The following is a 12,112-nucleotide window of genomic DNA, read 5'->3' as shown; positions in this document are numbered from 1 at the left end:
TGAGCGGGTCTCGTACCCCGGCGCGGCGCCCGGCAGATAGCTGCCGGGCGCACTCATTTCCGGCCACTCCACCCCGTACGGCCCTGACCTGGCCGTTTTTCCCGAAGCTCGTCCCACAGGGCCCCAGAGCCCCCAGGAATGCCGGATTCCGATTGTGTCCGGCCGCTTCCGGGCGCGGAATCCGGTCGTACGTACCTTGCCGAATGGGTGGCCAGGAAGCGCAGGAGGGGTGATCATGAGAGTCCAGAGCGCACTTCCTTGAGGAGGCACGGGTGGCCGAGACTCTGAAGAAGGGCAGCCGGGTGACCGGCGCCGCGCGCGACAAGCTCGCGGCAGACCTGAAGAAGAAGTACGACTCCGGTGCGAGCATCCGGGCGCTGGCCGAGGAAACGGGCCGCTCCTACGGATTCGTCCACCGGATGCTCAGCGAGTCCGGAGTCACGCTGCGGGGACGCGGCGGAGCGACTCGAGGCAAGAAGGCCGCTTCGGCCTGACGGCGGGCGGCGGTCAGGAGCCGGTCACGGCCGGCTCCCGGGGCTCACCGGAACACCGGGTGGCCACCCGGCCGACCGTAGGGTCGTCCGGGTGGTTACTGTTCAGTTACTTGCCAGTAAGTGCTGACTGCACCCGATCCGGAGGCGCTCCATGACCTCGCTCGACTCTGTGCTCGACAAGGACGGCGTACGGCTCACCGTCGATGACGCGGTTGCCACGGTGACGCTCACCAACCCGGCCAAGCGCAACGCTCAGTCTCCCGCTCTGTGGCGGGCGTTGACAGAGGCCGGACGGTTGCTCCCCGGCAGCGTGCGGGTCGTCGTGCTGCGCGGCGAGGGCAAGTCCTTCTCCGCGGGCCTCGACCGGCAGGCGTTCGCACCCGAGGGATTCGACGGCGAGCCGTCCTTCCTCGACATGGCGCGCGGCCCGGAGGCCGAGCTCGACGCGACCATCGCCACGTACCAGGAGGCGTTCACCTGGTGGCGCCGCAACGACATCGTGTCGATCGCGGCCGTCCAGGGGCACGCGATCGGTGCCGGCTTCCAGCTCGCCCTCGCCTGTGATCTGCGGATCGTCGCCGAGGACGTTCAGTTCGCCATGCGCGAGACCAGCCTCGGTCTCGTCCCCGACCTCACGGGCACCCACCCCCTGGTGAACCTCGTGGGGTACGCCCGCGCGCTCGAGATCTGCGCCACCGGCCGCTTCGTGCACGCCGAGGAGGCCGAGCGCACCGGTCTCGCCAACCTCGTCGTCCCCGCCGACCAGCTCGACGCGGCCGGGCTCGACCTGGCGGCGGCCCTGCTCGCCGCCCCGCGCGACGCGGTCGTCGAGACCAAGGCGCTGCTCAGCGGCGCCCTTTCGCGTACGTACGAGGAACAGCGCACCGCCGAGCGGGCCGCGCAGGGCCGACGGCTGCGCGACCTCGCGGGTCTCGCCGACTGAACCGCCGCGACACCGGCACACGCCGCCCCTCGCCGGCCGCGAGGGGCGGTGTCAGTTCCGGTCCACGACGGCGGTGACCAGCACGGCGACCGTCGGCCGCCCTTCCACGGCGTCGGCCACCGCGCCGCGCACCGCCTGCGCCACATCCAGGGCCCGGTGGTCCCCGGCCGTCGCGAGCTCCACCCGGACGTGCCCTTCCGTGTGCTGCACGGCGCTGCCCAGCACATGGGTCAGCGCGACGACGCCCGGAACCCCGGCCGCCGCGGTCCCGGCGGGATCGGAGGAGCCGGCCGGTTCCGCCGCGACGACGTCGGCGGGCCGCTCCGGGGCAGGGCGGGGCTCCTCCTCCAGCAGCTCCGTCACCCGCAGGTCCACCTCGTCCACCAGCAGGCCGAGCCGCTGGGCCGCCGCCGTCAACAGGGCGGCGCGCAGGGCGTCCGCGGTCGTGTGCAGCGGCCGCCGCGCCGTCGTGGCGAAGCCGGCCTCGATCCGTAGCGGCCCGGGCCGCAGCGCGCTGGGAGGCCCGGGCACCACCGGATCAGGGGCGTTGTCCTCGTCGGCCGGAGCGATCCTGAGCGTGCCCAGCACGGTCCCCGTCCCCGCCGTGGCCTCGCGCAGTACCGTCGCCGCCGCTCGTTCCGCGATCCAGGACCCGTCGGCGGGGCCGCCCAGAGGGAGCAATCGGCCCAGGCCGAGCCGTTGGCGTACCGCGGTCGTCCATCCCTCGGCCCGGTGCGGGCTGTCAGCCGTTGTCATTGCTCCACCCTGCCCCATCCACGGCGCGGGACGGGGCAAGCGCACTTACTGTGGGCCACGGAAGTTCAACCCGCCCCGAAGGGAAGAGCGGCGATGACCGAGAGCCCACAGCGGAACCGGCCCGACAGCCCCAGCAGTGTGACCGGGGACGACGGCAGGCAGAGCCAGTTCAGCAAGCGCGGCGGGGGAGCCCCCGGGACGCGCGGCCGTACCACCATCGCCGACGGCGTGGTCGAGAAGATCGCCGGAATGGCCGCACGGGACGTGGTCGGTGTCCACGCGATGGGCAGCGGCATCTCCCGTACGTTCGGCGCCGTGCGCGACCGGGTCCCCGGCGGCAACAAGTCCGTGTCCCGCGGCGTCAAGGCCGAGGTCGGCGAGTCGCAGGCGGCCCTCGACCTGGAGATCGTCGTCGACTACGGCGTGGCGATCTCCGAGGTGGCCCGCGACGTCCGCGAGAACGTCATCGCGGCGGTCGAGCGGATGACCGGCCTGGAGGTCGTCGAGGTCAACATCGCCGTGAGCGATGTCAAGCTGCCCGACGAGGAGGACGACGAGGACGAGTCCGAGTCACGCGTCCAGTAGACCTCCCCCGCGCGGCAGTTGAGGAGCACACGATGAGCATGGCTGTGGTCGGCCTGGTGGCCGGCATGGCGCTCGGTTTTGCCGGATACTTCGGCGGTTTCGGGGCCTTTCTGCTGGTGGCCGCGCTGGGCGCGGTCGGCTTCATCGCCGGCCGCTTCCTGGACGGCGATCTTGAACCCGGCGACTTCTTCAGGAGTCGCGACCGCGGCGACCGGCGACGGTGACGGGGGTGACAGGGCCGGTCGGCGCCGCCGAGCGCGGGCAGACCCGGATCGCCGACCGGGTCGTGGCGAAGATCGCCGCACAGGCGGCGAAGGAGGCCGTGGACGAGCGGCCGCCCAAGGACGCCGACGCGCCGCGTGCCACCGTCACCGTGCACCGCGACACCGCCCGGGTGCGGGTCACCCTCGACCTCGCCTACCCCTGCGACATCGGCCGTCAGTGCGGCGCGGTGCGTCGTCGCGTCGGTGAGCGGGTAAAAGCCCTGGCGGGCATGGAAGTGCCCGAAGTGGCGGTGCAGGTCGAACGGCTGCACCGGTCGGGAGCGGGCAACGCACCGGAGGGGAGCACCCGATGACCGAGCCCCAGGAGCCGGAGAACAGTACGCGGCGCCTGCCCACCGTCGAGTCGGCGCCGTCCGGCGGTGTGCTGGAGATGGACCAGTCCGCGTCGGGCTCCAGCTACGAACCCGCCCCCGCACGGGGGGAGCCGGGCGGCAGGGCGGGCCGGTTCTGGTCCGGGCGCAGGATCCCCGCGGCCCTGGTCGCGCTCGTCGTGCTCGGGGGGTGCGGACTCCTGCTCTACGACGTCGCCGCGGTGCGGGCCGACCACCCGGCCATGCAGTGGCGGCGCACCGCCGCCGACGACCTGGCGAGCCGTCACCTCGACGACGTATGGGTCCTCGCGGCGTCGGCGCTGGCGGCCGCACTGGGCCTCTGGCTGCTCCTCCTCGCGCTCACCCCTGGACTGCGTGCCCTGCTCCCCATGAGCCGCCGGCACGCCGGTGTACGGGCCGGGCTCGACCGGACCGCCGCCGCCCTCGTCCTGCGGGACCGGGCCGTGGAGGTGGCCGGGGTGCAGTCCGTACGGGTGAAGATGAGCCGGCGCAAGGCGACCGTGCGCGCCCTCTCGCACTTCCGTGAACTCGACGACGTCCGGGCCGACCTGGACACCGTCCTGTCCCACGCCATCAGCGAGCTGGGCCTGGCCCGGCCGCCCGGCCTCTCCGTGCACGTGCGCCGGCCGGCGAAGAAGGGGTGACCCCGTGATCAAGACCGTCAACCGGGTCCTGCTCGGCCTGGCAGGGCTGATCCTCGTCGTCGTGGGAGGCGCAGTCCTCGCGACCGGGCTCGGCGTGTCCGTGCCCTCCTGGTGGCCCTTCGACGGCAAGGACGACGTGCTGCTGAGCAAGGCCGACCGCACCAGGTGGCGTGACGAGGGCTGGTGGTGGCCGACCGTCATCGCGGTCCTCGCCGTCCTGGTGGTCCTCGCGCTGTGGTGGCTCCTGGCCCAGCTGCGCCGCGGGCGCCTCGCCGAGGTGCTGGTCGACAGCGGCGACGGCGAGGGAGCGCTTCTGCGCGGCAAGGCCCTGGAGGGTGTGCTCGGCGACGAGGCGGAGGCCCTGGACGGGGTCTCCGACGCCAGGGCCACACTGACCGGCCGGCGGACCGCCCCGCGGGCCCGGCTCCGGCTGCTGATGGAACCGCACGCCACCCCCGGACTGGTGCTGCGCGGGGTCTCCGAGGGGGCGGTGGCCCACGCCCGGACCTCGGCCGGGCTGGAGGAACTGCCCGCCGAGGTCCGTCTGAAGGCCGTCAAGCACCGCGCGGAGCGGGTGAACTGACCGGCCGCCCCTTCTTCGGCGGCGGGAAGCGCCCCGCCGCCCGCGGCCCCGCCGTCAGAAGCCGTGCCGGGCGCCGCCGTCGACCGGCACCATGATGCCCGTCAGATAGGAGGCGGCCGGGGAGAGCAGGAAGGCCGCGGTCTTCCCGAACTCCTCCGGGGTGCCGTAGCGGCGCAGCGGGATGCGCGCCTCGTTCGCCGTACGGGCGGCCTCCGCGTCGCCCGACAGGGCGTCCAGCTCGCGCACCCGGTCCGTGTCGATACGGGCCGGCAGCACCCCGACGACACGGATGCCGCGTGGGCCCAGCTCGTCGGCGAGGGACTTGGCGAAGCCGGCGAGGCCCGGGCGCAGACCGTTGGAGATGGTCAGGCCGGGGATCGGCTCGTGCACGGACCCGGACAGGACGAAGCCGATGACACCGCCCTCGCCGAGCGTCTCCGCCGCCGTACGGGCCAGCCGTACGGCACCGAGGAAGACCGACTCGAAGGCCGACTGCCACTGGTCGTCCGTGTTGTCGGCGACGAAGCCCGGGGCCGGGCCGCCGACGCTGATGAGGATGCCGTCCAGCCGGCCGAAGCGTTCCTTCGCGGCGTCCACCAGCCGCCGGGCGGCCAGCGGGTCGGCGTTGTCCGAGCCGACGCCGACCGCGTCGGGGCCCAGCTCGGCGGCGGCCTCGGCGGCCGTCTTCTCGTCACGGCCCGAGACGATCACCTTCGCGCCGTCGGCGGCGAGGGCGCGCGCGGTGGCGTTGCCCAGCCCGCGGGTGGCCCCGGTGACGATGTACACACGGTCCTTCAGTCCAAGATCCATGGCCCTATCCTGCCAAGTCCTCACCGGCGAGGTCGACCGCGCTGTTCACCAGACCGATGTGGCTGAACGCCTGCGGGTAGTTCCCGAGCTGACGGCAGGCCACCGAGTCGTACTCCTCGGCCAGCAGGCCCACGTCGTTGCGCAGCTCCAGCAGCCGTTCGAAGAGCTCCTCGGCCTCGTCCGTGCGGCCCGTCCGCTTCAGCGCGTCGACCAGCCAGAACGAGCAGGCGATGAAGGCCCCCTCGTCACCCGGTAGGCCGTCCACCGACCCGCCCTCGGTGCTGTAGCGGCGGATCAGACCGTCGTGGGCGAGCTCGCGGCGCACCGCGTCGACGGTCCCGGTCACCCGGGGGTCGTCGGGCGGCAGGAAGCCGGTGCGCACGATGAGCAGCGTCGAGGCGTCCAGCTCCTCGGAGCCGTAGTACTGGGTGAAGGTGTTGCGTACGGGGTCGTAGCCCTTCTCGCAGACCTCCGCGTGCACGGCGTCCCGCATCGCCCGCCACCGGTCGGCGTCGCCCGGCAGGTCCGGGTTCTCCTCCAGGGTGCGCACCGCGCGGTCGGCCGCGACCCAGGCCATCACCTTGGAGTGCACGAAGTGGCGGCGCTGCCCGCGGACCTCCCACAGGCCCTCGTCCGTCTCACGCCAGGTGGACTCCAGGAAGCCCAACAGGCTGAGCTGGAGGTTCCAGGCGTGCGGCTTGTCGTGGAGCCCGGCGTTGCGGGCCAGCCGGAGCGAGTCGATGACCTCGCCGTACACGTCGAGCTGCTGCTGCCGCACGGCGGCGTTGCCGATGCGGACCGGCAGGGAGTTCTCGTACCCCCGCAGCCACGGCAGCTCCGTCTCGGGAAGTCTTCGCTCGCCGGCCAGCCCGTACATGATCTGGAGGTCGGCGGGGTCACCGGCCACGGCCCGCAGCAGCCAGTCCCGCCAGGCGGCCGCCTCCTCCATGTAGCCGACCGAGATCATGGCGGCCAGGGTGAGGGTGGAGTCGCGCAGCCAGCAGTAGCGGTAGTCCCAGTTCCGTACGCCCCCGATCTCCTCCGGGATCGAGGTCGTCAGGGCCGCCACGATCCCGCCGGTGGGAGCGTAGGTGAGCGCCTTCAGCGTGATCAGGGAGCGGAGCACCGCCTCCCGGTGCCTGCCGTGGTACGTGCAGCGCGCCGCCCACTTCGCCCAGTCGGTGAGGGTGTGCTTCAGCGCCTTGTGAGGGTCGATCAGCTTGGGGCGAGGGGAGTGCGAGGGGTGCCAGGTGAGGACGAACGCCACGCTCTCGCCCTCGGAGACCGTGAAGGAGGAGCAGGTGCTGAACTGCTGGCCCCATGTCTTCACCGCCGGCTCGCTGCGCAGCCAGACGGAGTCGGGGCCCGCCACGGCCACCCGGTGGCCGTGCGAGCGGCGCATCCACGGGACCACGGAGCCGAAGTCGAACCGCAGCCGCAGGACGGAGCTCATGTCGACGCTGCCGCTGACGCCCTCGACGATCCGCATGACGTCGGGGGCCTTGTCGCGCTGCGGCATGAAGTCGATGACCTTGACGATCCCGGTCCTGGTCTCCCAGAAGGTCTCCAGGACCAGGGAGTCCTCCACATAGGCGCGCCGGGTGCAGGTCTCGGTGCTGTCCGTGCCCTGGGGGGCGATGCGCCAGTGGCCGTTGTCCTCGTCGCCGAGCAGGGCCGCGAAGCAGGCGCCCGAGTCGAAGCGGGGCAGACAGAGCCAGTCGACAGAACCGTTCCTGCCGACCAGAGCGGCGGTCTGGAGATCGCCGATGATGGCGTAGTCCTCGATGCGTGGGGTCACGCTCTGGCGTCTTCCCGAACCTGAGCCCCGTTAAGCAGCCGAAGCCGTACGAACAGAACGGCGCCGCCCCGGGCCTACGCGGTCGCCGGCTCCGGCTTCGCCGCCGTGTCCCCGTCCTGGTCGGCGGCGGCCTCCTCGCGGTCGCGCTTCTCCCGGCGTACGAGAATCACCCAGCCGACGGGGACGCCGGCGGCGAAGAGCCACCACTGGACGGCGTACGCCATGTGCGGGCCGATGGAGCTGTCGTCGGGGGCGGCGATCGTCTCGGGGCTGCCGTCGGCCGGTTCGGGGGCGGTCAGCTCGACGTACCCGCCGAGGACGGGGCGGCCGAGCAGGTGCGACTGCTGGGAGCTGTTGATCAGCATCACCTGGCGGTCGGGCAGCCCTTCGAGGTCCTTGATCCCGCTGGCGCTCGTCGTCTCGTCCGCCTTGAGCCGGCCCGTGACGGTGACCTCGCCGCGCGGCGGGGCGGGGACCTCGGGGAAGGCCTGCTGGTCCTCCGCGGCCGGGACCCAGCCGCGGTTCACCAGGACGGTGCCGCCGCCCTTGAGGTTCAGCGGGGTCAGGACCAGGACGCCGATGCGCTCGTCCTGCGAGGTACGGCGGCGTACGACGACCTCGTGCTCGGTGTCGAACGTCCCGGTGGCCTTCACGGCGCGCCAGTAGTCGGAGCGCGGGACGGTGTGCCCGGGGGAGGTGAGGCGGGTGACGGAGACCGGCGCCGCCTCCAGGTTCCGGGTGATCAGCGCGTTCTGCTCGACCCGGTGTTCATGCCGGTGCAGCTGCCAGAAACCCAGCTCCACCATCGTGGGAATCATGGCGAGGACGAGGAGGGTGAGGATCACCCACTGCCGGGTCAACAGGAAGCGGTACACCCCATGACCGTACAACCGGGGTCATGGGGTGCGGCACGGAGGGGTCCCCGTGCGGACGGGTGGGCCCGTCATACTTTGTCCACGATGCCCGTCCTTCCCTCGGCGCGGGCGCAGTGGCCGCCGCAGTACCAGTGGCCGCCGACCTCGACGCCCTGGCCGATGACCTGGACCCGGCAGTGCTCACAGATGGGCGCCATGCGGTGAATGGCGCAGGAGAAGCAGTCGAAGACGTGCACCGCGCCCTGCGCGTGCACCTCGAAGGACATCCCGTAGTCGTTTCCGCAAACCTCACAACGTGCCATGCGCCACAGGGTGGGACGCCGGGCGGCGGGGGGCGAGCCCGCGCGGGGCGAGTCGTCCCCGGTTCACTCCGATGACGGTGACGGCTTCGGCACGGCGACCGCCGTGGCCGGGGCCACGTCCCTCAGCAGATGGGTGAAGGCGCTCTCCTCCAGGATCGGCGTGCCGAACGACTTCGCCTTCACCGTCTTGGACGTCGCCGAGTCCGGGTCGTTGGTGACGAGGAGGCTCGTCAGCCGCGACACGCTGGTCGCCACGTGCAGACCGGCCTCCACGGCGCGGTCCTCCAGGAGCTCCCGGTCGATCGAGGTGTCCCCGGAGAAGGCCACCCGCATGCCCTGCATGAGTGGTTTGTCCGACTCGTAGCGCCCGGGGTTGGGATACGGGCACGCCGGGCGCTTGCGCGAGGGACGCCAGCTGCCCTGGGCCTGCGCGGGCCGGTAGCCGGAGCGCGGGGTCACCGGGGAGTCGTACCACTCCGTCAGCGGGCGGCACTCCAGGAGCGGCAGCCGCACCCCGTCCCTGGCCGCCGCGTGCAGGCTCGGGCGGAACGCCTCGGCCAGCACCCGCGCGTCGTCCAGCGCGTGGTGCGCGCGCTGCTGCACCACGCCGAAGTGCGCGGCCAGCGACTCCAGCTTGTGGTTGGGCAGCGGCAGCCGGAGCTCCTTGGCGAGCGCGATCGTGCACAGCCGCTGCTCGACGGGCGCGGTCACCGCCGCCCGTGCGTACTCCCGGGCGATCATCGACCAGTCGAAGGCGGCGTTGTGGGCGACGAGCACCCGCCCGGCGAGCCGCTCGGACAGCTCCGCCGCCACCTCGGGGAAGAGCGGCGCGCCCTCCAGGACATCGCTGGTCAGCCCGTGGATCCAGACGGGGCCGGGATCCCGCTCGGGGTTCACCAGCGTGTACCAGTGGTCCTCGACGGCGCCTCTCGCGTCCAGGCGGTACACGGCAGCGGACACTATCCGGTCGTCGCGGGCGAGTCCGGTGGTCTCCACGTCGACGACCGCGTACCCCTGGGGATACGCGGCCGGCCACGGCGCTGCGGTCTGACGGTCGTCGAGCATGGTCACAGAGAATACGGGCCGGGACCGACAGCAGCCCATCCGGGCGCCCTCCGCCGCGAACCGGGAGGGCACGCGGAGCAGTTGGCGGCGGGGCCGGAGACACGGCCGCCGGCGCGGGTCGGGGATGCGCCGGGGGAGGGTGCGGTGAGACGCTCCCCGGGTGACGGACACCCAGGCGCAGACACACGACGAACCTCACCCGGGCGGGCTCGGCACCCGGCTCAACTGGCTCCGGGCCGCGGTGCTCGGCGCCAACGACGGGGTGGTCTCCACCGCGGGCCTCGTCGTCGGTGTGGCCGGCGCCACCGGGGACCGCTCCACCCTGCTGACGGCCGGCCTGGCGGGGCTGCTCGCGGGATCCATGTCGATGGCGGCGGGCGAGTACGTGTCGGTGTCCACCCAGCGCGACTCGGAGAAGGCCGCGCTGGCGACGGAGAAGCGCGAGCTGGAGGAGACCCCGGAGGCCGAGCTCGCCGAGCTGACCGGGATGCTGGAGGAGAAGGGGCTGAGCAACCGGCTGGCCCGGGAGGCCGCCGTCCAGCTCACCCGGCGCGACGCGCTGCGCGCCCATGCGGAGGTCGAGCTCGGCATCGACCCGGACGAGCTGACCAACCCCTGGCACGCGGCGGGGGCGAGCTTCCTGGCCTTCACGGTGGGCGCGCTGCTGCCGCTCCTGGCGATCGTGCTGCCGCCGTCCGCGGCGCGGCTGCCCGTCACCGTCCTCTCCGTACTCGCGGCGCTGGCCCTCACGGGGTGGTGGAGCGCACGGCTCGGCGAGGCGCCGGCAGGGCGTGCGGTGCTGCGGAACATGGCCGGGGGAGCGGTGGCCATGGGGGTGACCTACGCGGCGGGGGCGCTGCTGGGGGCGGCGGGGGTCTGACGCCCGGGGCAACTCCCTTACGGGAAGCGCCTGTTCCCGCTTCCCCTGGCCGGGCGGGCCGGGGAGCCGGGACGGGCGCTCTTTGGCAGAAGGTGCCAAAGGCTGCTGACAGGGCGTCTCGCATACTTGTGGGTAACAACGTCTAGCGGCAGCCCGCCGGCGCCTCTACGGTGCTCGCATGGAGCCGAACCTGCCCGATGTCGTGCTGTGGTCGATCCCCGCCTTCGTCCTGCTCACCGTCCTCGAAATGGTGGCCTACCGGCTTCACCCGGACGAGGACGCCGCCGGGTACGACGCCAAGGACGCCGCCACCAGCGTCACCATGGGACTCGGCAGCCTGGTCTTCGACCTGCTGTGGAAGATACCCATCGTCGCCATCTACGCGGCCGTCTACGAACTGACCCCGCTGCGCGTCCCCGTCCTGTGGTGGACGGTCCTGCTGATGCTGCTCGCCCAGGACTTCTTCTACTACTGGTCCCACCGGGGCCACCACGTCATCCGGGTCCTCTGGGCCTGCCACGTGGTCCACCACTCCAGCCGGAAGTTCAACTTCACGACGGCGCTGCGGCAGCCCTGGACCTCGCTGACCGTCTGGCCGTTCTACGTGCCCCTCATCGCCTGCGGGGTCCACCCGGCCGCACTCGCCTTCTGCTCATCGGCGAACCTCGTCTACCAGTTCTGGGTGCACACCGAACGGGTCGGCAAGCTGCCCCGGCCCTTCGAGTTCGTCTTCAACACCCCCTCCCACCACCGGGTCCACCACGCCTCCCAGGGCGGGTACCTCGACCGGAACTTCGGCGGGATCCTGATCGTCTGGGACCGGCTCTTCGGCTCCTTCACCGCCGAGACCGAGCGTCCCGTCTTCGGGCTCACCAAGAACATCGACACCCACAACCCGTTCCGTGTCGCCACCCACGAGTACGCCGCCATCGCCCGCGACGTACGGGCGGCCACCAGCTGGGGCGAGCGGGCCGGGCGGATCTTCCGCGGTCCCGGCTGGCAGCCCTCGCGCCCCGGGGGCGCCCCCGCGACCGCGCCCGTGCAGCCGCGCGCCGCCACCGAGCGCACCGGATGACGCCCCGTGCGGGTGCGCCCCGGCTCGTGCGCCCGCTGTTCGTCGCCTTCCTCGCCGTGGCCGTCGTGGACCTGGCCGGACTCCTGGCCGGGCTCCACACCGCGCACCTCGTCGCCAAGCCGCTGCTGATGCCCCTGCTCGCCGCCACCGCGGCGGCGCGCGGCGGCCCCCGGCTGCTCGTCGCCGCCCTGCTGTTCGGCTGGGGCGGGGACGTCCTGCTGATGCCCGGCTCGGACGCCGCCTTCCTCGCCGGGATGGCCTGCTTCGCCGCGGGCCACGTCTGCTACCTCGTGCTCTTCGGCCGCGCCCGGCTCCGGCCGGCCGCCGGACTTCTGTACGCCGCCGCGCTGGTGGCGTTCCTCGTCCACCTGTGGCCCGGACTCCCCGCCGAGCTGAAGGTCCCGCTGACCGGGTACAGCCTGCTGCTCGCCGCCATGGCCTGGCGGGCCGGCGCCCTCGGGCGGTATGCCGCCGCCGGCGGCGCGCTTTTCCTGCTCTCCGACGCGCTCATCGCCACCGGCATCGCCGACCGGCCGCAGCTCCCCGCCCACGATTTCTGGATCATGCTGACCTATCTGGCCGCGCAGTACCTGCTCACCCGGGGGGTGCTCGGGGGAACAGCGGATTCCACCGGCGCCGCCCCCGGGGCGTACCGTGAGGGGAGTATCAGAATCTGAGACGAGCGA

At 72.7% G+C, this 12,112-nt stretch carries 16 protein-coding genes; 10 read left to right on the top strand and 6 right to left on the bottom strand.

Going from position 1 to position 12,112, the window contains the following annotated elements; all coding sequences use genetic code 11:
• Positions 1-272: 272 nt before the first annotated feature.
• Positions 273-494, top strand: a complete 222-nt coding sequence (locus JKV81_RS22995) for a helix-turn-helix domain-containing protein (RefSeq protein WP_006123601.1) — start codon at positions 273-275, stop codon at positions 492-494.
• A 151-nt stretch (positions 495-645) separates the two neighbouring features.
• Positions 646-1,437 (top strand): enoyl-CoA hydratase/isomerase family protein, encoded by a 792-nt coding sequence (locus JKV81_RS22990; RefSeq protein WP_202077535.1) that lies wholly within the window; start codon positions 646-648, stop codon positions 1,435-1,437.
• A 51-nt stretch (positions 1,438-1,488) separates the two neighbouring features.
• On the opposite strand, the gene JKV81_RS22985 is transcribed toward JKV81_RS22990, so the two are convergent.
• On the bottom strand, positions 1,489-2,193 hold the full coding sequence (locus tag JKV81_RS22985; RefSeq protein ID WP_129261864.1) for a hypothetical protein: 705 nt from the start codon (positions 2,191-2,193) through the stop codon (positions 1,489-1,491).
• A gap of 93 nt (positions 2,194-2,286) precedes the next feature.
• Here JKV81_RS22985 and JKV81_RS22980 point away from each other — a divergent pair, with 93 nt between their 5' ends.
• From JKV81_RS22980 to amaP, 5 genes are read left to right on the top strand one after another with little or no spacing between them, the layout of a single operon-like run.
• Positions 2,287-2,778: an Asp23/Gls24 family envelope stress response protein gene (locus JKV81_RS22980; RefSeq protein ID WP_124277127.1), complete on the top strand. Its 492-nt coding sequence runs from the start codon at positions 2,287-2,289 to the stop codon at positions 2,776-2,778.
• A gap of 32 nt (positions 2,779-2,810) precedes the next feature.
• Positions 2,811-3,002 carry a hypothetical protein gene (locus JKV81_RS22975; RefSeq protein ID WP_124277128.1) on the top strand — a complete coding sequence of 64 codons (192 nt, stop codon included), beginning with the start codon at positions 2,811-2,813 and terminating at the stop codon, positions 3,000-3,002.
• Complete coding sequence (locus tag JKV81_RS22970) at positions 2,999-3,355, top strand: Asp23/Gls24 family envelope stress response protein (protein WP_129261862.1); 357 nt, start codon at positions 2,999-3,001, stop codon at positions 3,353-3,355. Before JKV81_RS22975 ends, JKV81_RS22970 begins: the two co-directional genes overlap by 4 nt.
• Entirely contained in the window at positions 3,352-4,038 is a 687-nt protein-coding gene (locus JKV81_RS22965) for a DUF6286 domain-containing protein (RefSeq protein ID WP_202077534.1), read from the top strand. Before JKV81_RS22970 ends, JKV81_RS22965 begins: the two co-directional genes overlap by 4 nt.
• A 4-nt stretch (positions 4,039-4,042) precedes the next feature.
• On the top strand, positions 4,043-4,621 hold the full coding sequence (amaP, locus tag JKV81_RS22960) for an alkaline shock response membrane anchor protein AmaP (RefSeq protein WP_129261860.1): 579 nt from the start codon (positions 4,043-4,045) through the stop codon (positions 4,619-4,621).
• A 54-nt stretch (positions 4,622-4,675) separates the two neighbouring features.
• On the opposite strand, the gene JKV81_RS22955 is transcribed toward amaP, so the two are convergent.
• The 5 genes from JKV81_RS22955 to JKV81_RS22935 form a co-directional block, all read right to left on the bottom strand.
• Positions 4,676-5,431, bottom strand: a complete 756-nt coding sequence (locus JKV81_RS22955) for an SDR family oxidoreductase (RefSeq protein WP_129261858.1) — start codon at positions 5,429-5,431, stop codon at positions 4,676-4,678.
• 4 nt (positions 5,432-5,435) lie between these two features.
• Positions 5,436-7,229, bottom strand: coding sequence for a glycoside hydrolase family 15 protein (locus JKV81_RS22950; protein ID WP_129261857.1), 1,794 nt, complete (start codon positions 7,227-7,229; stop codon positions 5,436-5,438).
• 74 nt (positions 7,230-7,303) lie between these two features.
• Complete coding sequence (locus tag JKV81_RS22945) at positions 7,304-8,104, bottom strand: SURF1 family cytochrome oxidase biogenesis protein (RefSeq protein WP_129261855.1); 801 nt, start codon at positions 8,102-8,104, stop codon at positions 7,304-7,306.
• Between the two features lie 68 nt (positions 8,105-8,172).
• Positions 8,173-8,406, bottom strand: a complete 234-nt coding sequence (locus JKV81_RS22940; protein ID WP_129261852.1) for a metallothionein — start codon at positions 8,404-8,406, stop codon at positions 8,173-8,175.
• Positions 8,407-8,469: 63 nt separating this feature from the next.
• Positions 8,470-9,477, bottom strand: coding sequence for a DEDDh family exonuclease (locus JKV81_RS22935; protein WP_129261850.1), 1,008 nt, complete (start codon positions 9,475-9,477; stop codon positions 8,470-8,472).
• A 154-nt stretch (positions 9,478-9,631) separates the two neighbouring features.
• Between JKV81_RS22935 and JKV81_RS22930 the strand changes: the two genes are divergently transcribed.
• From JKV81_RS22930 to JKV81_RS22920, 3 genes are all read left to right on the top strand, one after another.
• Complete coding sequence (locus tag JKV81_RS22930) at positions 9,632-10,351, top strand: VIT1/CCC1 transporter family protein (RefSeq protein WP_129261848.1); 720 nt, start codon at positions 9,632-9,634, stop codon at positions 10,349-10,351.
• Between the two features lie 178 nt (positions 10,352-10,529).
• A complete protein-coding gene (locus JKV81_RS22925) occupies positions 10,530-11,426 on the top strand; it encodes a sterol desaturase family protein (protein WP_202077532.1) in 897 nt (298 codons plus the stop codon).
• Positions 11,423-12,103 (top strand): lysoplasmalogenase, encoded by a 681-nt coding sequence (locus JKV81_RS22920; RefSeq protein ID WP_202077530.1) that lies wholly within the window; start codon positions 11,423-11,425, stop codon positions 12,101-12,103. The genes JKV81_RS22925 and JKV81_RS22920 overlap by 4 nt, the downstream gene beginning before the upstream one ends.
• Positions 12,104-12,112 lie beyond the last annotated feature (9 nt).

It is taken from the genome of Streptomyces silvae, assembly GCF_016745505.1.
In the GTDB taxonomy this organism is placed as follows: Bacteria; Actinomycetota; Actinomycetes; order Streptomycetales; family Streptomycetaceae; genus Streptomyces; species Streptomyces silvae.
This window is presented reverse-complemented; position numbering and strand designations above follow the sequence as displayed.

Bases quoted from the DNA above. Each gene is read 5' to 3' on its own strand.
- JKV81_RS22940 (WP_129261852.1), bottom strand. From the start codon at position 8,406: ATGGCACGTTGTGAGGTTTGCGGAAACGACTACGGGATGTCCTTCGAG.
- JKV81_RS22955 (WP_129261858.1), bottom strand. From the start codon at position 5,431: ATGGATCTTGGACTGAAGGACCGTGTGTACATCGTCACCGGGGCCACC.
- JKV81_RS22985 (WP_129261864.1), bottom strand. From the start codon at position 2,193: ATGACAACGGCTGACAGCCCGCACCGGGCCGAGGGATGGACGACCGCG.
- JKV81_RS22925 (WP_202077532.1), top strand. From the start codon at position 10,530: ATGGAGCCGAACCTGCCCGATGTCGTGCTGTGGTCGATCCCCGCCTTC.
- JKV81_RS22980 (WP_124277127.1), top strand. From the start codon at position 2,287: ATGACCGAGAGCCCACAGCGGAACCGGCCCGACAGCCCCAGCAGTGTG.
- JKV81_RS22975 (WP_124277128.1), top strand. From the start codon at position 2,811: ATGAGCATGGCTGTGGTCGGCCTGGTGGCCGGCATGGCGCTCGGTTTT.
- JKV81_RS22920 (WP_202077530.1), top strand. From the start codon at position 11,423: ATGACGCCCCGTGCGGGTGCGCCCCGGCTCGTGCGCCCGCTGTTCGTC.
- JKV81_RS22965 (WP_202077534.1), top strand. From the start codon at position 3,352: ATGACCGAGCCCCAGGAGCCGGAGAACAGTACGCGGCGCCTGCCCACC.
- JKV81_RS22990 (WP_202077535.1), top strand. From the start codon at position 646: ATGACCTCGCTCGACTCTGTGCTCGACAAGGACGGCGTACGGCTCACC.